Origin of the sequence: Agarivorans sp. QJM3NY_30, assembly GCF_050870855.2 — a bacterium.
Taxonomy (GTDB): domain Bacteria; phylum Pseudomonadota; class Gammaproteobacteria; order Enterobacterales; family Celerinatantimonadaceae; genus Agarivorans.
Map to the genome: position 1 here is coordinate 4,253,924 of NZ_CP194038.2, position 21,297 is coordinate 4,275,220.

Below are 21,297 nucleotides of genomic sequence, written 5' to 3' on the forward strand. Positions count from 1 at the left end.
TATTACTGCCCCTGTACCACGGAATCTTTCACTGAAACTGTATCGAGTTGAATTCGATATGATTGATTTGATTTCACTAAAACGACATAACCTTGGGCAACGCGAACTAAGCTAAACCCATCAATCTTCTGATTTAATGCCACAAAACGCTGATTAAGAACCGCACCGGTTTGAGAACCGCCCACAATCACCGCCTGCAAACTCGGTAACACTAATGTCGCCTTCGCGATTGTCTGACCCAGCTCACGAGGTGGCGCAGTTGGATCACTTAAGCTGTTCGCCCAAGCAACGCCTTGTATCATTGTCGCTATCATCACAATAGCCATCATTTGCTTAAGCACTAATAAAGTCCTTATGACTACTTAAGGTATAAATATCGATAGTAATATTGGCCCGTGGATACGCATCAACCTGATACTCAATTAATTGCCACAAGAATCGTTGCGGTAAGGCTTCTACTTTTTGTAAATATTTTAATAGAGGAAAGTAGCCCCCGGTAAGTTTAAGCCGGATCCCATGACGATAAAAATTCAAGCTATTATCACTCTCTTCCTCGCGAGTTAATACCGGTTCTGGTGCGATGGAATCTAGCGACAACAGTTGCAAGCCTTCACTATGTTGCAGTAATTGTTCTAAAACTTCGGCCATTTTCCCAACTGGAATTAAACCCGCTTGCTGAATAGCCAACTGACGGTCAATCTGGCCAGACTGCGCTCTTAGCTGAGCGACTTGGCGCTGAAGCTCTGCATTGGGATCTTCAGCGAGTTTACGCTGACTATAATCGATCTGTATTTGGTTTTCTTTTAACTCGGCACTCAGTCGAATAAACGCTGTCTTCGCCTTAGCTTGCTGCAAGCTCATTGGTTCTAACCAGAAATAATAAGCCGGAAAACTCAATACCACGAAACCCGAGATAAGGATTAAGGCTCGCTCTCGTAAACTTAAGCTGGCAAAGCGCTGTTGCCATTGCTGCCAACGCTCAGTCATGCGCCCCCCTCAAGTCAGGCTGAAGTTCGGCGGAAGCACTCAAACTAAACTGTAATTGCTGTTGCTCATCGCGCTGAATCGTTAAAGCCGAAAATTGTCGTTTAGCCAGTTCCGGATAATCCTGAAACTGCTTTAACCACTTCGGCACGGCATCACTAGTTGCTGACTGACCACTTAATGCCATGGTGTCACCTTGAATATAAATGTGACTCAACCAAACCTGATTATCATGGATCGAGGCAAGCGCTCGCAGCGTCGCTGAAAATCCTTTATTGGTATCAGTCTGATTTTTTAAACGCTGTTGCAGCAAACGCTTCAACTTTAATTGTTGCTGTTGTAAGGCCGAGTCGCGCTGTAAGTCTGGGTTTAGCGAGCGAGCTTCGAGCGCCTGTTTTAATGTGCTCAATTCCTGACTTTGTAAGGTCACTAATTGTCGCTGCTGGCTCGCCTTATCAATCGCGATTTGAGTTTGCGTTTGCAGCCAAAAACCATACGCTATCAGCACAATCCCAAGCACGAACCAAAGCAGTATGCTTTGTCTTAATGACACCCGCTCCTTTTGTGCGTGAAATTCCTCGGTATAGAAGTTAATTCTGGTTTTCACGACAATACCCCAGTATCAAGTCCGCCAAGCACTGGTAAACGATAGTAATGTTCGCTCTCGCCAATGGCATCCAGAGACAATAAATTCACTTTGGGCCCCAGGTTATGTTGCAATTGAACGGCAATTTCGTCACAAAAACGGCTCGGGATCGCTAATTGAATCAAACTCACTTCAGGCAGTTTGAGAGTCGCACTGATGTAGTCAATGGAACGCTGCAATTCAAGGCTTAAACTATCAAAAAAGTTTTGCGTAAACTCTATCTCCTGCATTCGACCTAAACTAGAAAATGCTCGCAGCTGGCGACTAAAGCAGATCTGACCTTGACGCACCACGCTTAATTCAAGATCACGTCCCTTGGCTTGCCACAGCAACATTTGACAACGCTCATTGGCTTCCAACAAGTTCGCGGTTGCAATGCTTTCGATGGTGATCCCTTGAAGCTTCAGTCCTTGTTCTTTAGCTAAAGCAACTAGTTGGCGAATAATCGGTTTACTCACACAAACCACATTCAGCTTTTCTGCGGTCATCGGCGCAACTGGTATTTGGTAGTAATCGACCACTAATTCTTGAACTGGTTCCGCCACCATATCCTTAATGGTCCAAGGAACTGCATCCGCCAGCTCCTCTTGCGCGACATTAGGCTTTTCGACTTGAAACTGCTGATAGTGCTGATTGCCCAAAACAAATACAATTTGATGCTCGTTGCCGATGCCAGCCTCTTTACATAAAGATGCAAAAACTTCAGGCCACTGCTCTATGGAAGTCACCGCCTTCTCAAAAATCTGCTGCTGTTGATTGGCGACCACCACCAGATCAGATCGCATATAGGCGCTGCTACAAAGTTTGCTTTTTTTGCTTCGCCAAAATGCTAAGTCCATCGTATATTCCCATCGCCCGCTTGCGCTTCTATGTCTCAATTTAGTCTAAACTTTTCTTTTATTTTTGAAAGCATTGGCTAACAAATATGTGCTAGTTCTCCAGATAATAAGCCCTTAAGTCCGGTTTCTCTTTCAAGATGTTTACCGAGGATTTAGCAAACCTTGATACAAGACAGAGCTTGGGTAATATTAGCATTCAACTTTAGCTGAACATAAGATCTGGAATATAAAGCCCAAACCTAGCCAGAAAACTAAACGAAGCGTAGTTTATGGCTATTTTATTCCCAGAAACGATTCAATAATATTCACTTCGCTCGGCACTTCAAACTCAACTCAGGGCTTAAAATGAATTAAATCGCTTCCGGTTTGGAAAATAAAAAGCCCTGCACGCAATGAATACCTAAACGTTGTAATACTCGCCACTCTTCGTTGCGTTCAACCCCAACAGCGATCACTTTCACCCGACCCGCACAACTGGCGATAATAGAGCTTACCGCTAATTGATTGACCTGACGAATTTGAATATCACGCACTAAGCTGGTATGTAACTTTAAATACTCCAGTGTAAGCTCACCAAGGTACTGAGTACTGACGACTTGCTGACCAGCCCGCTCTACAGCGAGTTTAATGCCCTTTTTATTGAGCGCTTTGAGCCTAAGCATCTGGGTATCATTTAACTGAGAGAGTTGAATTTCGGTGAACTCTAAAATCAGCTTTTGACACTCTCTAGCTGGGCGGTCAAAAATCCATTGCAATAATTCGCGCATCACCGACTGTTTGATAACCGTTGCAATATTTAGATTCACACTAATCGGATCACTTGAGAACCTCACTTGTTGCATCGCAAAACTGAGCGCATGATGGTCAAACTCGGCCTGTAAACCACTTTTCTCTGCCCAAGGTAAAAATACACCGGCATTAATCACTTCCCCTTGATAATCGGTGATCCTCGACAACAGCTCTTGATAACACACATCACCGTCTTCATCATATACCGACTGATGATAGTAATGCAGACCATCATTACTCAGGACATGCTGTAACAAAGTTCGCCAGCGAACCGAGCCCTTTCCTGTTTGAGTTGAATTCAACTTACGAGAGATGACATGCCAAGCATTATGACGTTGCATCTGTGCCACACGCAAAGCGTCTTCGGCTTGTTCAATGACCTGTTGTGCACCATCCCCATATTGATAACCAGCAATACCGATATAGAAAAAGTCATCGGCATTAACCACTTCTGGCAACGCAATCCGCTCCAACAATTTTAAAATGCCAGCAGCAGTATCTTCCGCTTCATCCAAAGTCGACAGCGGTAATAACAAAGCAAAGGCATCACCACTATAACGAGCCAAATTCACTTCGATATTGCGTTGCGTATATTGTTTTAAAACCTGGGCGCTTTGCTGCAAAATAGCGTCACCTTCACTACGCGCGTACTGGTAATTTACATCGTCCATACCGCGCAAATAAATCAGCAGCACTGCACCCGTGTGGGCATCAGCGTCGGTAATTTCGGCTTCCAATTGATTATAAAAATGAGTGCGATTAGAGAGTTGGGTGAGTTCATCAACAAAGGCATTATTACGAATAATACAATCAAAACGACTCCGCTCTTGACGCGCCTCTATCAACTCGGTAATTAATTGTTCCAATGCCTTGCTGGCTGCATTCGGCCACTCTTTTGCACTGCCAACTTGCGCATCTCGCAAGCGCCCAGCCAAGATGCGATTACCTCGAGTCTGTAATAACTCTGCGCCATGCATGATATTTTTCAACCAACGAAATACCACAACCAAGCCCAGAGCAACAATCACTAAACCGCCACCAATCCCAAGCATGGCCTCGGGCTCATAAGTCAATTGCTTAAACGGTCGTTCCACCCAGATTTGTACGCTGAAGTCAGGGTGAGCCACTAAAGGATAGCGGTAAGAAATTAAGCGATTACTGTTCCCCGTATAATTTAGTTCACGAAAGGTATAGAGCACACCACCACGATTAGACACTTCTAAAGCCTGAATATTATGCGCTCTTAACCAACTGGGTAACCACTGCGCAAATTCCGGAGTATCGGGTTGTACACTTAACTGACCATCAATCACTTCTACAACGGAGTGCAATTGCTGTTGTTGTTGATTGAAGGCTAACTGACGAAAGGTTAATCCACCACCAAGTAATACCAACAATACTGCAACCACGACGCAGCTAATGGTAAAAATAATAATCCGATTGGAGAATTTCATGCTTGGTGTTCCTCACCATCTAGGCCGTCGATTTACCATCCCTTAACATCAACAAGGCCTGTTGGTCTCTGGAGGTCAGTAATTTTTGTTCAAGTCACTGCTTTTTAAGCATGAAGAAAAGTTTGCCACAGCGTAAACCAAATCAATACTTATCAATTTCCTTTCAATAAGAAAACAGTCGCGCCTTCGGACGGAACTCGTCGCCCATCAATGCAACATTTACGGTGATCCGTATCGATAGAACACATCAGCTTCTAGAGTATATCAGTTATTCATCAAGGAGTTGTCTGTACAAATAAAAAAGACCAGCCAAGGCTGGTCTTCAACCTAGAATTTAAGCAAGCTATGGGCGTAGCATACGCTCACCACGGCTAATACCACATACGCCACTACGCACCACTTCTAAGATTTCGGTGGATTGAGACAGGGTCTTCAAGCAAGCGTCTAACTTGGCACTGTCACCACTAAGCTGCATTACATACAGACTCGGAGTCACATCGACAATTTGCCCCCGGAAAATATCACAAGTTCGCATCACCTCTTCTCGCAGACTACCTGCGGCTCGAACCTTAACCAACATGATCTCGCGTTCCACATGGTCCGCTTCGGTAAGGACCGATACCTTAAGCACATCAACTAACTTGTTTAGCTGCTTGGTAATTTGCTCAATTGTATTGTCATCACCAAAGCTACAAATACTCATTCGTGACAGAGTGGGATCTTCGGTGGTAGATACCGTAAGTGAATCGATATTAAAACCGCGCTGTGAGAATAAACCAGTTACTCGAGATAAAGCACCGGCTTCATTTTCTAATAAAACTGAAATAATTCGGCGCATTATGTTCTCTCCGTTTTACTTAACCACATATCTTTCATCGCTTCGGTTTTAATTTGCATCGGATAAACATGTTCTTCTGGATCAACTAAAATATCCATGAATACCACCCGATCTTTCATCGAAAAGGCTTTTTCCATTGCAGCATCTAGCTCATCAGGATGGTTCACTTGGATCCCTACATGACCATAAGCCTCGGCCAACTTCACAAAATCAGGCACCGAGTCCATGTAAGAGTGAGATTGGCGACCATCGTAGAACATTTTCTGCCACTGCTTCACCATACCTAAAGAGCGGTTATTAAGAGATACAATTACAACCGGCACATTGTACTGCAAGCAAGTCGACAACTCTTGAATGTTCATTTGAATCGAACCATCTCCCGTCACACAGGCGACGGTGGCGTCAGGGAAGGCAAATTTAACCCCCATTGCCGCAGGAAAGCCAAAGCCCATCGTTCCCAAACCGCCGGAGTTGATCCAACGACGCGGTTTATCAAAAGGATAATAGAGCGCAGCAAACATTTGATGCTGACCAACATCGGAGGCGACATAAGCCTCTCCTTTGGTTACTCGGTACATCGATTCAATCACTTGCTGTGGTTTAATCAAGCTATCGCTTTTTGCATAAGTTAAACATTCACGAGCACGCCACTGTTCAACTTTTACCCACCACTGTTCAATCGCATCCGCATCATTTTTTGCGCCCGTTTCTTCGATCAAATCAAGCATTTGATTGAGTACCGCATCTACCGAACCAACGATTGGAATATCAGCATGCACTGTCTTCGAAATTGAAGTGGGATCAATGTCGATATGCAAAATAGTGGCATTAGGACAAAACTTAGCGACATTGTTGGTCACTCGGTCATCAAAGCGAGCGCCGACGGCAAAAATTACATCGGCATGATGCATGACCATATTCGCTTCATAGGTGCCATGCATCCCCAACATACCCAAAAAGCGAGGATCAGTTGAAGGAAACGCACCTAAACCCATCAATGTTGAAGTGACAGGCACATTCAGCAAATCGACCAGTTTACCGATCTGTTCACCAGCATCGGCAGTAATCGCACCACCACCAATATACAAGACCGGTTGTACGGCCTGATACAGAGCCTTAACGGCTTTCTTAATTTGTCCTTTATGGCCAGTCAGCGTCGGATTATAAGAGCGCATACTCACTGACTTAGGGTATTCATAAGGAAATTTAAGTAATGGATTTTGCACATCTTTTGGCAAATCAATCACCACCGGACCAGGACGCCCAGTGGCAGCGATGTAATAGGCTTTCTTAATTGCCGCTGGAATATCTTCAGCTTTTTTGACTAAAAAGCTATGTTTGACCACTGGTCGAGAGACACCGATCATATCAGTCTCTTGGAATGCGTCTTGGCCGATCAAAGTGGTTGGCACCTGACCCGATAAAATCACCAACGGAATTGAATCCATGTAGGCTGTGGCAATACCTGTAATCGTATTCGTCGCGCCAGGGCCAGAAGTCACAAGCACGGTACCAACTTCTCCAGTTGCACGTGCGTAACCATCGGCCATATGGACCGCGGCCTGCTCGTGTCTAACCAAAATATGCTCAATATCACTGCTATCGAAGAGTGCGTCGTAAACATCTAGTACTGAGCCGCCAGGGTAACCAAAAATATGTTTAATACCCTGATCTTGCAAACAGCGGACGACCATTTCGGCGCCGGATAACTTCTCCATGTTCAAGCCTCCAGGCTTTATTTATTGTCATTGTGGGATAACTTCATTGTGTTGCGGAAAATGGGACATAAAATCCAGCCTTCCAAGGCTAGCACTGTAACGTTTCTTGCCCCCTAGCGTCTACGCTTTTGTCTGCTCTTTCTGCGGTTTTCGGTGGCAAATCATATAAATTCTTCATCCCTTACTAGGCAACAATAAGTTGATTAACCTAAAATAAAAACAAAAAACCAGACAGTAATCTAATACCATCTGGCCTCTCAGTACGTAACATAAGTTGTTTTTCAATTTATAGCATCATGCTCTTCCGTTAACCATATTTTTTGCTCGGGATCCGTATCCTCACTCAAAGAAATACTGACCCCCATATCATATAATTCTTGAATGGTCATATTATTGGCTAATTCCATGACTTCGCCGTCTTCATTAATGAAACGCATCTCTCTCTCCTCGTAGCACTAACCCCATACTTTTATTTTAGACAATGTATTCTCGCTTGCGGTTTTATCTTGGATAATATTTGTCATCATCTGTTGGCTGCTCGCAGGATAACTCACTTGCCGCCACATGGCGCTAGCCATTGATGACAGTTCAAGCCACTCTCCAGACTGAATATATTCCGCTAAAATGGCCGCAACATTGGGATAATGGACAGGCTCAGCTTGCTCCTGCTGCAACCAAGCATCCAATTGATAAGGGTCTAAGTTATCGGTTACCTGAGCCAAATTTAGGCTTTGTAGAGTATAAGCATTACTCTGCTGCTCAAACTGGCCGATCAGTGGTTTCACTAATAGTTTTTTACCTGCAGCCATTGCTTCAGATGGCAACTCAAACCCTGCATTACAAAATACCCCGGCACAGGCACTCAAATGAGAGAGAAAAGTCTGCCTAGCGATGGGTTGAAATTGAATATTCTCATCTTCACCTACATGGCTGATATCTGGATGAAAACAAACAAACTGATAAGTACTAAAACGACGCAGTAATAGTTTGATCTGTGCTAAAGATTCAAAGGGTAAATACACCAGTATCTTGCCATGATTACTAATATTGCTTAAAGGCTCGACTAAAGGCGGAATAATAGGCTGCTGGTTATCACACCAATGTACACCAAGGTTATACTCACAAGGTGCAAAGTAGCGGATCAACAATTGATTCCAATAGCTCATTTGTTTACAGGGTACATCGTATAAAAACGCAGCTTGATGAGAGATCGATAAACTCTTCAAGCCTTGTTGCTTCGCAGCCCAAGCACTGACTGGTTCAAAATCATTGATCAGTAGATCATAAGCAGATAAATCTAAGCCCGTGACATCCTTTCTAAATTGCTTGAGCGATAAGTTTTTTAAGGTCTCCCAACGATCAATCTTACCGCCATGGTGATAAAAACTAATCCCTTTCACGGCGCGATAATCACCAAACTCTGGTACTTCTGGCAATGCTCCTACTCGTCCAGACATCAGCACATCGAGCTTAATACCACGCTGCTTCAACGCAGCACAAAGTAGCCTAGCGCGTGTAATATGACCATTACCAGTACCCTGGACACCATAAAGAATTCGCATCGTTGTCATCACCTAATTCTAATTTATGCTACTTACAATCAGCAGACCCAAACCAGCGCCAGCAACCACATCACTAATAAAATGAACGCCAAGCAATACCCGGGAACAGGCGATTAAACTCGCCCAGGTAAATGCAAACATCCCCCATGTAGGGAACACCTGAGCGATACAACTCGCCATCACAAAAGCACCGGCACTATGCCCTGAGGGAAAACTGAAACGATCGGAAGGGCGAATAAACACTGGCAGCGCTTGCGGGCGGTCACGACGAAACACTTGCTTAAGCAATAAATAACACAACAACTCCAAGGCGTAAGCGGGTAGAGATAAACTGATGAATGCTTCGGCGTGGGAGGTGAAAGCAATCACGCCTGCAAATAAGGCGTAGTAATAACCATCTCCGGAATGTGACACAATTTTAGCCAAACTAGCGACTTGCCGATTAAAGCGATGCCCTAAACAGCTAGCTGATATGGCGTAATCCCACTGGTGTAATCGTTGTAACATAGCAAGCTCCATCCATGAGTTTTAACTCCAGACTGAAGATATTGCTTTACCGGGAAATGAACATAGTTTGACAAAACGATGACAAGAGACCTTCAGTTGACAATAAACACAATAAAATAAGCATTCTCTCGGTAGTAACGCGAACAACAAGTTTCTACTGGGGCCATGCTCACAGCAAGAAACGAAAAACGAAGCGATCATTTAGCTGAATAACCCGGCTCGCCCATCCAACCAGTCCGATTGATTCGAATCAACAACCAACGATTAATACAGCGCCTCACCTTGGAAGATCTGCTTTTGCTGCGGTGCTGTATCATTCGCATGACGCAACATACAACGGGCAAGGCTGTTGGCAGAAGTGCCTCGCCACGCCCTAAATGGAGAATACTGAGCACGAAATAGCGGTTGTAACACCGCAACCAGTTGTTCCGAAGTTCTTGGTTCCCGACGTTGACCCAGTAAAGGCCCTGGGCGAAAAATCATTAGCCGTTTAAACAACAAATGCGTGAGCGCTTGTTCTAGTTCGCCTTTGATTCTTAGATAATGAAAAACAGATGCAGGATTCGCCATGCGACTGGAAATTAACAAACAATCTTCAATACCATTGCGCTTCGCCGCAATCGAAAAATCTAGCGGTAACTCGTAATCAATCTGTCGCATTGCCGCTCGGCTCCCTGCTTGACGCAAAGTCGTTCCTAAGCAGATAAACAAGCTATGCCCTTTAATCTGTGATTGCCAGATGGGCAGTTGGGTAAAATCAACTACATGTAGGTCTAGCTTCGACGAATTTAGATCCATCGACCGGCGACTAAATACCTTCACCTTTGCCCATTGCGGATCAGCGAGTAACTGTTTAACCAGCGCCAATCCGACGAGGCCCGTGGCACCAATCACGATAGCAGTTTTATTCAAATTGTTACTCCATACTCAATGCTGCTCAAAGAGATTAGTTGAATTAGATGTTAGCCAGTAAGATGTGGGCTTGCTAAAATAGCAAAACAAGATTGCATGGCCAGCTAAGCGAAAAAAATAATAAACCGTAATAACGGTCCATGCTGTTACGCAAACACCACTAATCATAGACAAGGATTAATGAATGTCAGACCTAGTCAAAATTTTTGATACGACGCTACGTGATGGCGAACAGGCGCTCGCCGCCAGTTTAACCGTGAAAGAAAAGCTACAAATTGCTTTTGCCTTAGAGCGTTTAGGTGTCGACATCATGGAAGTCGGCTTTCCTATATCCTCACCCGGTGATTTTGAATCAGTGCAAACCATTGCGCGCGAAATCAAAAATTCCACGGTATGTGCTCTGTCTCGCGCCCTCCCCAAAGACATTGATGTCGCAGCAGAAGCGTTAAAAGTCGCCGAAGCCTTCCGCATCCACACCTTTATTTCGACTTCAACCGTACACGTCGAAAGCAAACTCAAGCGTAGCTTCGATGACGTATTGGCGATGGCTGTATCCGCAGTCAAGCATGCGCGAAACTATACCAATGATGTTGAGTTCTCCTGCGAAGACGCGGGACGAACCCCGATCGATAATTTATGTCGCATGGTCGAGGCGGCAATTAAAGCCGGTGCCACGACGGTCAATATTCCTGATACCGTGGGCTACACCGTCCCCAGTGAGTTCGGCGGAATCATCAGCAAGCTATTTAACCGAGTCCCCAATATCGACCAAGCCATAATTTCTGTTCACTGCCATGACGATTTAGGGCTCTCGGTAGCCAACTCCATTAGCGCCATTCAACAGGGGGCACGACAAATCGAATGTACCCTAAATGGAATAGGTGAACGAGCAGGTAACTGTTCTCTAGAAGAAGTGGCCATGATCATTAATACCCGAAAAGATCAACTGGACGGCCTTCGCACCAATATTAAGTCACAAGAAATTTACCGTGCAAGCCAACTGGTAAGCCACTTATGCAATATGCCAGTGCAAGCTAATAAGGCCATTGTTGGTAGTAATGCCTTCTCGCACTCTTCTGGGATCCACCAAGATGGTATGTTGAAGAACGAAAATACCTACGAGATCATGACCCCTGAAAGCATCGGCTTAAATAAAAATAGTCTTAACCTGACCTCTCGCTCTGGTCGCCATGTGATAAAACACCGAATGCAAGAATTAGGATATAACGAAACCGACTACGATCTCGACGAACTCTACGAGAGCTTCTTAGGCTTGGCCGACCGCAAAGGTCAAGTATTTGATTATGATCTTGAAGCTCTCGTCTTTTTTAATAACTTACAAGATGATACCGAGTTCTATCGGTTGGACTACCTAAGCGCTCAAAGCGGCTCAGATGTGGTCTCAACTGCAACAGTGAAACTGGTCTCAGGTGAACACACATTCCTAGAGGCATCCACTGGAAACGGCCCCATTGATGCCGCATATCGTTGCTTACGAAAAATTACCGGTTACGATATAAAAATAGATGACTACACCATCGAAGCGGCGGGAGGCGGTACCACCACTGCAGCCAAAACAGATATAAAAGATGCTTTAGGGAAGGCTGATATTGTTGCGAACTATCAAGGGCGTAAATATCATGGCATGGGACTCGCGACCGACATTGTCGAAGCCTCAGCCAAAGCTTTTGTGCATGTTTTGAACCACATTCATCGTGCCGAGCAAGTCGCGAAACAAAAGCAGTCTAGACTAGGCTAATAAAAACCACACTGGAGAAGCAATGCACAAAACTTGGCTATGGCTATTGATCTTCTCCAGTATTTTGACGCCCTTGAGTCAAGCCAAACAATTGCTCTTCGAACGTAAGCAAAGCCATTATCAATATTTATGGCAAGATCACCAAGGCCAAAAACAACAACTACAGTTCGAACTGCTCGGCTACCCGATTCAACTGACTAAATTCATCCAATACCGACCCAAACAGGCACAGCAATATATTTTAAATAAACTCAAACCAGAGTTGGATAAGCTCGATCCTAAGCAGGCAAGGGTTAGCATAAGTAGCAGTCATAACCAGTTCAGTTTTCAAATACAAGGCTATGACCAAGTCTTCATTGACCAGCTAGTGGCGCAGATCAACAGCCACAGTGACAAGTTCTATCAAGACTATCTACAGCAGCAATATTTTATTGAACAAACCATCAGTGATAGTAGCACTGCAATCATGCCTGATCACAATAGATTCGCGAAAGAGAGTGCGAAGTATCTAACAAGTTGGCTCAACAGTAGTCTCAATGCCATTAACAAAGACCCAGTTCCGCTGAGAGAGATAACTAATTACTTACTGAGTTTTGTTCAATCGATCCCCTACAATCAACTCCGTTCGAAAGATAATCTACGCGGAGCTGGTTATCTCACTCCCATTCAAGTGCTGCGGAATAATCAAGGAGACTGTGATAGCAAAACCACGCTACTCGCCAGCGCGTTGAAATATTTATATCCGCGCTTGGGGGTCGCTATTATCTATGTACCGAACCATGCCTTGCTCGCCTTAGGTATTCCCCCACGAGCAAACGATGAAACGGTAAACGTTGCGGGAAAAACCATGGTTTTAGCCGAACCAACAGGCCCAGCCTTGTATGCACTCGGTAAAGTTTCCGACAGCAGTGCGCAAGCCATACGCTCGGGGATCTACAGCTACCAGCGCATGGATTGGGTGCCGCCAAAATTTAAGAGAGAGAAGTAAACTCTATCGCATAATCAGCACTACTATTAGCACGAACCACTTTTCCTTTAGCGGAAAATGGTGCCACACCTTGGCCACTCAGAGCAACTTCCACCTCATCACCAAGTTGCAGTGTGAGGTCTTTGACACTAATCCCCATACCCGTTGCACTTAAGTCTTTACACAGGCCAGCATAACTATGCTGACCCACCCAAATCTTGAGCTCTGCATTAATCAACATACGATGAAATGCGCGCTTCTCCGCTTCTCCGATCATTGCCTTACCTTCTATAGTTTTTCTTCAGCAAACGAGGCTAAACGGCTCCTCACTACACCATTTAAGTAAACGTTCGCGCTCCCTTCAAAATCTTTAAAACGCTCTACGATATAGGTTAAACCGGACGTAACTGCCGATAAATAATTACTATCGATTTGCGCCAGATTACCACAGCATACCAATTTGGTGCCCTCACCGCAGCGGGTAATAATCGTTTTCAGCTGGGAAGCTGTCAAATTTTGACACTCATCCAAAAAAACAAAGGAATTTTGAATGCTGCGTCCGCGCATAAAGTTCACCGACTTGAACTGAATATTAGCCTTTTCCATAATATAACTCATCGAACCTGACATCGATTCATCATGCTTATGTAACACTTCCAGAGTATCCGTGATAGCGGCTAGCCATGGTGCCATTTTCTCCTCTTCAGTACCCGGTAAGAAGCCAATAGACTCGGCGATTTCAGGTGTATTACGAGTCACGATAATCTTATCGTAAATGCCTTTCTCAACAACCATTTCCAAGGCTGCTGCCATTGCCAGTAGAGTTTTACCGCAACCAGCTGGTCCAGTCAGAATAACCAAATCTATCGTTGGATCGAGTAGCGCATCAAAAGCCATTCCTTGATATATATTCTTAGGATGAACTCCCCAGGCGTGTTTGCCCATTAAGCGTTCATAGCCCAAATCAAGCAACTCAGTCTTATCTTCGGTCTTACTCATAACCCGCGCTGCGAAGCTTTTCGTATCATCGATCAAGTATTGATTCACATAGCAAGGCCCAACAATTTCTGTATCAATCACATGATGAGTATCACGTCCTTCAGAGCTACTATCACAATCCTTCACTCGTCCCCAGAAACTACCTTCAAATTCAACGAAGCCTTTAGCTAACAAACGAATATCATCAATTAATTGATCCGTACGATAATCTTCAACATGTTCGAGCCCAGCCCCTTTGGCTTTAAGCCGCATATTAATATCTTTGGTGACTAAGACCACCTGGCGAGGTGCGTGTTTTTGTTGTAAATAAATTGCCGCGTTGATAATTCGATTATCTGGCTCATCAGCGGTAAAGTTGCGCTGCTCCTTTTCTAAGGTATGGTCCGCAAAGATAGACACCTTGCCCGAGACCTGATTATCGGCATCATTTTTAAGTTCAACGCCATGAATAATCTGCTCGGGAGATGCCGAAGCAAACACATCTTCCAGAGCCCGAATTGCCACTCGAGCATCACGAGCAACATCTTTTTGTCGATCTTTAATCCGATCTAGCTCTTCTAATACTGTCATGGGAATAATGACATCATGTTCTTGAAAGGAATATATTGCGAGGGGTTCGTGCAGCAGCACATTGGTGTCGAGGATGAATAGTTTACTTGAGGAATTATTTTGCATATTTGCCCTCCATAGGCCCATATCCGATTTAACAATCGTGCAAACCTTCAATCTCAGGCTAATTCATCCGGATCGGCTTTACAAATAAATCCTTTACAACCGTCATCAACCGCTCAAAAATCAACCAAGCCAACCGTTTATGATTCTATCAACTTTGTGCCAATAAGGTACTTCGTCGTCACTAGCTTTCCTTAATTCAATATCAACTTTACCTTGTGTAGCCCTCTTGGTTTCAGCTGGAACTTGATTGTTTTGATAAGAGAACTCTTCGGCTAAGTTTTTTCTGAAGTTCTCATTATCTACATCCCCAGTCATAATAACTAAGTATTTTGCACCATCTAACATTTTCAATGGAAACCAACCCGCTGCGTAATAAGAAAGTAATGACTGCTCTATATGCATTCGTACAGTAAGCGCCTTAATCGGCTTGTGGTGTTCGTCCAACGCTATGAATACTGGAAGAAAATACCGGGAACCTAATAAACCGTCCCCTGAGATGTAAGTTTTAATTTTTAAATATTTACCTTCTAATTCAGGCAATTGATAGGCTTTAAAAAAACTACGTTTACCAACGAATTCTTTAACATTAGAATTTGGGCCAAACTTCAATGAATGCATACCGAAGGTTAATTCTTCAAAGTCCATATCAGCATAAGAAGAGCAACAAATAACCGCTTCTTCTAATTCTAGTTTCCGAGATTCTTCAGTAGAGGCACATGCGCTCAGGAGTAAAATTGCACTAACCATCATAACTGTTGAGAAAAGTTTAGCCTTCATAGAAATCCTTTTGTGAGATTAGTGTATTACTCAATTTCACATACTAACATTTATCTCAACATATTGAAAAATTTGGAGTTTAAACTAAATCGCAGGCAATAAAAAAGCCCTCGTCGTCAGACGAGGGCTTAGTATAGGCGCCTGGCAGTGACCTACTTTCACATGGGGAGACCCCACACTATCATCGGCGCAGTTGCGTTTCACTTCTGAGTTCGGCATGGGTTCAGGTGGTTCCACAACGCTATTGCCACCAGGCAAAAACTTGTTGTCTTTAACATTCGAAAAAACTGATATATCCCACGAGCATAACAAGCACTCTTGGTTTCTAAAATAAAGTATCTATAAGCAACACCCTTTAGGTGTTGTATGGTTAAGCCTCACGGGTAATTAGTACAAGTTAGCTCAATGCCTCACAGCACTTACACACCTTGCCTATCAACGTTGTAGTCTCCAACGGCCCTTCAGAGGACTTAAAGTCCTAGTGAGAATTAATCTCAAGGCCTGCTTCCCGCTTAGATGCTTTCAGCGGTTATCAGTTCCGAACGTAGCTACTGGGCAATGCTATTGGCATAACAACCCAAACACCAGCGGTTCGTCCACTCCGGTCCTCTCGTACTAGGAGCAGCTCCCTTCAATTCTCAAACGCCCACGGCAGATAGGGACCGAACTGTCTCACGACGTTCTAAACCCAGCTCGCGTACCACTTTAAATGGCGAACAGCCATACCCTTGGGACCGACTTCAGCCCCAGGATGTGATGAGCCGACATCGAGGTGCCAAACACCGCCGTCGATATGAACTCTTGGGCGGTATCAGCCTGTTATCCCCGGAGTACCTTTTATCCGTTGAGCGATGGCCCTTCCATACAGAACCACCGGATCACTATGACCTACTTTCGTACCTGCTCGACGTGTCTGTCTCGCAGTTAAGCTGGCTTATGCCATTGCACTAACCGTACGATGTCCGACCGTACTTAGCCAACCTTCGTGCTCCTCCGTTACTCTTTGGGAGGAGACCGCCCCAGTCAAACTACCCACCAGACACTGTCCGCATCCCGGATAACGGGACAACGTTAGAACATCAACACTACAAGGGTGGTATTTCAAGGTCGGCTCCACATCATCTAGCGACAACGCTTCAAAGCCTCCCACCTATCCTACACATGTAGGGTCAATGTTCAGTGTCAAGCTGTAGTAAAGGTTCACGGGGTCTTTCCGTCTAGCCGCGGGTACACCGCATCTTCACGGCAATTTCAATTTCACTGAGTCTCGGGTGGAGACAGCTTGGCCATCATTACGCCATTCGTGCAGGTCGGAACTTACCCGACAAGGAATTTCGCTACCTTAGGACCGTTATAGTTACGGCCGCCGTTTACCGGGGCTTCGATCAATAGCTTCGCTTGCGCTAACCACATCAATTAACCTTCCGGCACCGGGCAGGCGTCACACCGTATACGTCATCTTTCGATTTAGCACAGTGCTGTGTTTTTAATAAACAGTTGCAGCCAACTGGTATCTGCGACTGCCGTCAGCTTAGGGAGCAAGTCCCATCACCAACAGCAGCGTACCTTCTCCCGAAGTTACGGTACCATTTTGCCTAGTTCCTTCACCCGAGTTCTCTCAAGCGCCTTGGTATTCTCTACCCAACCACCTGTGTCGGTTTGGGGTACGGTTTCGTATAATCTGAAGCTTAGAGACTTTTCCTGGAAGCAGGGCATCAACCACTTCATCACCTTAGTGACTCGTCATCAATCCTCAGCCTTAGACACCCGGATTTTCCTAAGTGTCCAGCCTACAACCTTAAACGCGGACTACCAATCGCCGCGCTGGCCTAGCCTTCTCCGTCCTCCCATCGCAATTATACGAAGTACAGGAATATTAACCTGTTTCCCATCGACTACACTTTTCAGTCTCGCCTTAGGGGCCGACTCACCCTGCTCTGATTAACATTGAACAGGAAACCTTGGTCTTTCGGCGAGGGGGCTTTTCACCCCCTTTATCGTTACTCATGTCAACATTCGCACTTCTGATACCTCCAGCAATCCTTACGAATCACCTTCAACGGCTTACAGAACGCTCCTCTACCGCACTTGCAAAGCAAGTACCCGTAGCTTCGGTGCATAGCTTAGCCCCGTTACATCTTCCGCGCAGGCCGACTCGACCAGTGAGCTATTACGCTTTCTTTAAATGATGGCTGCTTCTAAGCCAACATCCTGGCTGTCTAAGCCTTCCCACATCGTTTCCCACTTAGCTATGACTTTGGGACCTTAGCTGACGGTCTGGGTTGTTTCCCTTTTCACGACGGACGTTAGCACCCGCCGTGTGTCTCCCGGATAGTACTTAGTGGTATTCGGAGTTTGCAAAGGGTTGGTAAGTCGGGATGACCCCCTAGCCTTAACAGTGCTCTACCCCCACTAGTATTCGTCCGAGGCGCTACCTAAATAGCTTTCGAGGAGAACCAGCTATCTCCCGGTTTGATTGGCCTTTCACCCCCAGCCACAAGTCATCCGCTAATTTTTCAACATTAGTCGGTTCGGTCCTCCAATTGGTGTTACCCAATCTTCAACCTGCCCATGGCTAGATCACCGGGTTTCGGGTCTAATCCCAGCAACTATGCGCGCAGTTAACACTCGGTTTCCCTACGGCTCCGCTATTCGCTTAACCTTGCTACTGAAATTAAGTCGTTGACCCATTATACAAAAGGTACGCAGTCACCCCACAAAGAGGCTCCCACTGCTTGTACGTATACGGTTTCAGGTTCTATTTCACTCCCCTCACAGGGGTTCTTTTCGCCTTTCCCTCACGGTACTGGTTCACTATCGGTCAGTCAGGAGTATTTAGCCTTGGAGGATGGTCCCCCCATATTCAGACAACATATCACGTGTGCCGTCCTACTCGTTTTCACTTCAAATCACCTTTCGTGTACGGGGCTATCACCCGCTACGGCCAAACTTTCCAGCTTGTTCCACTAAATTATAAGAAGCTTAAGGGCTAATCCGGGTTCGCTCGCCGCTACTACCAGAATCTCGGTTGATTTCTTTTCCTCCGGGTACTTAGATGTTTCAGTTCCCCGGGTTCGCCTCGTAACGCTATGTATTCACGTTACGATACTGCATAAAATGCAGTGGGTTTCCCCATTCGGAAATCCATGTCTATTACGTCTTTTATCGACTCAACATGGCTTATCGCAGATTAACACGTCCTTCATCGCCTCTGACTGCCAAGGCATCCACCGTATACGCTTAGTCACTTAACCATACAACACCTAAATGTTGTCGCTTAAATCACTTGAATGGTCAGGCTGTATAAATCCTGCCACTCGAGTACGATCACCTTATTTTTTTGAATACCAAAAACACTTGTTATTTCACTCGTATTTTTGAGATATTTTTTATCAGCTTTTCCAAATTGTTAAAGAGCATTCGGCTTCTTAGAAACCAAAGCTAAGCACTGTATCAACATAATGCTTAGCTTTATTTTCTTAAACCAAGAGAGAAATGGTATCCCGTACGAGATTTGAACTCGTGTTACCGCCGTGAAAGGGCGGTGTCCTAGGCCTCTAGACGAACGGGACATTTCTTGACTTGTTCTTTGTCCTTATCGCCGCGTTATGCCGCCGTCTTCAGTCGGTTATGTAGTCTACTACACGCCCTCCTTCAGCCGTTGCATGCCTTGCGCTAAGCACAAAGCCCGTCGCAATAAAGCTTCGAACCTTCTAACCTAACCTAGGTCAGACTTCTCTCTTCACTTTTCATCAAGCAATCTGTGTGAACACGTCACAAAACATAAACGTTCATAATAAGGAGGTGATCCAGCCCCAGGTTCCCCTAGGGCTACCTTGTTACGACTTCACCCCAGTCATGAACCACAAAGTGGTGAGCGTCCTCCCGAAGGTTAAACTACCCACTTCTTTTGCAGCCCACTCCCATGGTGTGACGGGCGGTGTGTACAAGGCCCGGGAACGTATTCACCGTGGCATTCTGATCCACGATTACTAGCGATTCCGACTTCACGGAGTCGAGTTGCAGACTCCGATCCGGACTACGACATGCTTTCTGGGGTCCGCTTGCTCTCGCGAGGTCGCATCCCTCTGTACATGCCATTGTAGCACGTGTGTAGCCCTGCCCGTAAGGGCCATGATGACTTGACGTCGTCCCCACCTTCCTCCGGTTTATCACCGGCAGTCTCCCTAGAGTTCCCACCATCACGTGCTGGCAAATAAGGATAAGGGTTGCGCTCGTTGCGGGACTTAACCCAACATCTCACGACACGAGCTGACGACAGCCATGCAGCACCTGTATCTAAGCTCCCGAAGGCACCAATCCATCTCTGGAAAGTTCTTAGTATGTCAAGGGCAGGTAAGGTTCTTCGCGTTGCATCGAATTAAACCACATGCTCCACCGCTTGTGCGGGCCCCCGTCAATTCATTTGAGTTTTAACCTTGCGGCCGTACTCCCCAGGCGGTCTACTTAATGCGTTAGCTGCGTTACCCACGGGTTAAACCCACAGACAACTAGTAGACATCGTTTACGGCGTGGACTACCAGGGTATCTAATCCTGTTTGCTCCCCACGCTTTCGTACATGAGCGTCAGTTTTTGTCCAGGTGGCCGCCTTCGCCACTGGTATTCCTTCAGATCTCTACGCATTTCACCGCTACACCTGAAATTCTACCACCCTCTACAAAACTCTAGCTTCCCAGTTCCAAATGCCATTCCCAGGTTGAGCCCGGGGATTTCACATCTGGCTTAAAAAGCCGCCTGCGTACGCTTTACGCCCAGTAATTCCGATTAACGCTCGGACCCTCCGTATTACCGCGGCTGCTGGCACGGAGTTAGCCGGTCCTTCTTCTGTCGCTAACGTCAAACAATATACGTATTAAGCATATTGCCTTCCTCACAACTGAAAGTGCTTTACAACCCGAAGGCCTTCTTCACACACGCGGCATGGCTGCATCAGGCTTTCGCCCATTGTGCAATATTCCCCACTGCTGCCTCCCGTAGGAGTCTGGGCCGTGTCTCAGTCCCAGTGTGGCTGATCATCCTCTCAAACCAGCTAGGGATCGTCGCCTTGGTGAGCCATTACCCCACCAACTAGCTAATCCCACTTGGGCTAATCTCTACGCGAAAGGTCCGAAGATCCCCTCCTTTGGTAAGGTTGTAGCTCGATACTATTTTCTTTTTTTGTTGTAAGCAAAATTGATGGTCACGAGGCATCGTTTGCCGCCTTTATGCTCATAAAGGCAAAAGCGATAACGACGTTAACAGCGATTTTGCGACCAACCCTTCGGGCTAGGCACCAAATCAACTTATATCTCGTCTCTCAATCTTGCTTTAGCACACTAAAGCTTCACTCTCGCTCCTCATCTAAGATGATGTGGTGCGCTAGCAAAACTAGAAAATAACATTGAGCTACAACCTCACATTATGCGGTATTAGCAGTCGTTTCCAACTGTTGTCCCCCACGTAAAGGCATATTCCCAAGCATTACTCACCCGTCCGCCGCTCGTCATCTTCTAGCAAGCTAGAAATGTTACCGCTCGACTTGCATGTGTTAAGCCTGCCGCCAGCGTTCAATCTGAGCCATGATCAAACTCTTCAATCAAAGTTTTTTCGCTCAAAGTAAATACTGAAATTATTACTGTTAAAACAGTGTGTCACTCCAGTCCACTTAAGCTAATTTTTTTCGCTTAGTGCTCTGTGAGTGCTCACACAGATTGCTTGATAAATTGTTAAAGAGCGTTGCTTCTTGCGAAGCGAGGTGCGCATTCTACGCCATCCTCGGTGACTGTCAACCGCTTTTTTCAATCTTTTCCGAAGAACTTTTCTAAGGAAAGTTTGAAGCGTTTAACCGCCGCTGATAAAGCCTCAGGCCT

At 45.5% G+C, this 21,297-nt stretch carries 16 protein-coding genes, 1 tRNA gene and 3 rRNA genes; 2 read left to right on the forward strand and 18 right to left on the reverse strand.

What is annotated here, in order from left to right:
- Positions 1-2 precede the first annotated feature (2 nt).
- The 11 genes from ACRRSX_RS19210 to ACRRSX_RS19260 all read right to left on the reverse strand — a co-directional run bounded on the left by ACRRSX_RS19210 (position 3) and on the right by ACRRSX_RS19260 (position 10,249).
- On the reverse strand, positions 3-341 hold the full coding sequence (locus ACRRSX_RS19210; protein WP_432455977.1) for a hypothetical protein: 339 nt from the start codon (positions 339-341) through the stop codon (positions 3-5).
- Positions 334-987 carry a hypothetical protein gene (locus tag ACRRSX_RS19215; protein WP_432455976.1) on the reverse strand — a complete coding sequence of 218 codons (654 nt, stop codon included), beginning with the start codon at positions 985-987 and terminating at the stop codon, positions 334-336. The genes ACRRSX_RS19210 and ACRRSX_RS19215 overlap by 8 nt, the downstream gene beginning before the upstream one ends.
- Positions 980-1,591 (reverse strand): PilN domain-containing protein, encoded by a 612-nt coding sequence (locus tag ACRRSX_RS19220; RefSeq protein ID WP_432455975.1) that lies wholly within the window; start codon positions 1,589-1,591, stop codon positions 980-982. The genes ACRRSX_RS19215 and ACRRSX_RS19220 overlap by 8 nt, the downstream gene beginning before the upstream one ends.
- Positions 1,588-2,415: a hypothetical protein gene (locus tag ACRRSX_RS19225; protein WP_432455974.1), complete on the reverse strand. Its 828-nt coding sequence runs from the start codon at positions 2,413-2,415 to the stop codon at positions 1,588-1,590. Before ACRRSX_RS19225 ends, ACRRSX_RS19220 begins: the two co-directional genes overlap by 4 nt.
- Before the next feature lie 404 nt (positions 2,416-2,819).
- Positions 2,820-4,712: an EAL domain-containing protein gene (locus ACRRSX_RS19230; protein WP_432455973.1), complete on the reverse strand. Its 1,893-nt coding sequence runs from the start codon at positions 4,710-4,712 to the stop codon at positions 2,820-2,822.
- A 343-nt stretch (positions 4,713-5,055) separates the two neighbouring features.
- Complete coding sequence (gene ilvN / locus ACRRSX_RS19235; RefSeq protein WP_432455972.1) at positions 5,056-5,550, reverse strand: acetolactate synthase small subunit; 495 nt, start codon at positions 5,548-5,550, stop codon at positions 5,056-5,058.
- A complete protein-coding gene (locus tag ACRRSX_RS19240; RefSeq protein WP_432455971.1) occupies positions 5,550-7,268 on the reverse strand; it encodes an acetolactate synthase 3 large subunit in 1,719 nt (572 codons plus the stop codon). The genes ilvN and ACRRSX_RS19240 overlap by 1 nt, the downstream gene beginning before the upstream one ends.
- Positions 7,269-7,549: 281 nt before the next feature.
- Positions 7,550-7,705: a hypothetical protein gene (locus ACRRSX_RS19245; RefSeq protein WP_432455970.1), complete on the reverse strand. Its 156-nt coding sequence runs from the start codon at positions 7,703-7,705 to the stop codon at positions 7,550-7,552.
- Between the two features lie 18 nt (positions 7,706-7,723).
- Positions 7,724-8,830, reverse strand: coding sequence for an MJ1255/VC2487 family glycosyltransferase (locus ACRRSX_RS19250; RefSeq protein ID WP_432455969.1), 1,107 nt, complete (start codon positions 8,828-8,830; stop codon positions 7,724-7,726).
- An 18-nt stretch (positions 8,831-8,848) separates the two neighbouring features.
- Positions 8,849-9,337 carry a phosphatase PAP2 family protein gene (locus ACRRSX_RS19255; protein ID WP_432455968.1) on the reverse strand — a complete coding sequence of 163 codons (489 nt, stop codon included), beginning with the start codon at positions 9,335-9,337 and terminating at the stop codon, positions 8,849-8,851.
- Positions 9,338-9,601: 264 nt separating this feature from the next.
- Positions 9,602-10,249, reverse strand: a complete 648-nt coding sequence (locus tag ACRRSX_RS19260) for a short chain dehydrogenase (RefSeq protein ID WP_432455967.1) — start codon at positions 10,247-10,249, stop codon at positions 9,602-9,604.
- Positions 10,250-10,433: 184 nt separating this feature from the next.
- Here ACRRSX_RS19260 and leuA point away from each other — a divergent pair, with 184 nt between their 5' ends.
- Together leuA and ACRRSX_RS19270 are read left to right on the forward strand one after the other, a co-directional pair.
- Entirely contained in the window at positions 10,434-12,008 is a 1,575-nt protein-coding gene (gene leuA / locus ACRRSX_RS19265) for a 2-isopropylmalate synthase (RefSeq protein WP_432455966.1), read from the forward strand.
- Positions 12,009-12,030: 22 nt separating this feature from the next.
- Positions 12,031-12,996 carry a hypothetical protein gene (locus ACRRSX_RS19270; protein ID WP_432455965.1) on the forward strand — a complete coding sequence of 322 codons (966 nt, stop codon included), beginning with the start codon at positions 12,031-12,033 and terminating at the stop codon, positions 12,994-12,996.
- Here the strand turns inward: ACRRSX_RS19270 and ACRRSX_RS19275 are convergent.
- From ACRRSX_RS19275 to ACRRSX_RS19305, 7 genes are all read right to left on the reverse strand, one after another.
- Positions 12,980-13,252 carry a PilZ domain-containing protein gene (locus tag ACRRSX_RS19275; protein ID WP_432455964.1) on the reverse strand — a complete coding sequence of 91 codons (273 nt, stop codon included), beginning with the start codon at positions 13,250-13,252 and terminating at the stop codon, positions 12,980-12,982. The genes ACRRSX_RS19270 and ACRRSX_RS19275 overlap by 17 nt on opposite strands.
- Positions 13,253-13,263: 11 nt before the next feature.
- The gene (locus tag ACRRSX_RS19280) at positions 13,264-14,649 is read right to left on the reverse strand and encodes a PhoH family protein (RefSeq protein WP_432455963.1); all 1,386 of its coding nucleotides are present in this window, start codon (positions 14,647-14,649) and stop codon (positions 13,264-13,266) included.
- 120 nt (positions 14,650-14,769) lie between these two features.
- The gene (locus tag ACRRSX_RS19285) at positions 14,770-15,426 is read right to left on the reverse strand and encodes a hypothetical protein (RefSeq protein ID WP_432455962.1); all 657 of its coding nucleotides are present in this window, start codon (positions 15,424-15,426) and stop codon (positions 14,770-14,772) included.
- A gap of 139 nt (positions 15,427-15,565) precedes the next feature.
- A 5S ribosomal RNA gene (gene rrf, locus ACRRSX_RS19290) occupies positions 15,566-15,681 on the reverse strand.
- A gap of 111 nt (positions 15,682-15,792) precedes the next feature.
- A 23S ribosomal RNA gene (locus ACRRSX_RS19295) occupies positions 15,793-18,680 on the reverse strand.
- A 242-nt stretch (positions 18,681-18,922) separates the two neighbouring features.
- Positions 18,923-18,998, reverse strand: a tRNA-Glu gene (locus ACRRSX_RS19300).
- A 225-nt stretch (positions 18,999-19,223) separates the two neighbouring features.
- Positions 19,224-21,026, reverse strand: a 16S ribosomal RNA gene (locus ACRRSX_RS19305).
- Together the 16S, 23S and 5S rRNA genes with 1 tRNA gene alongside form the textbook arrangement of a ribosomal RNA operon.
- Positions 21,027-21,297: the final 271 nt, after the last annotated feature.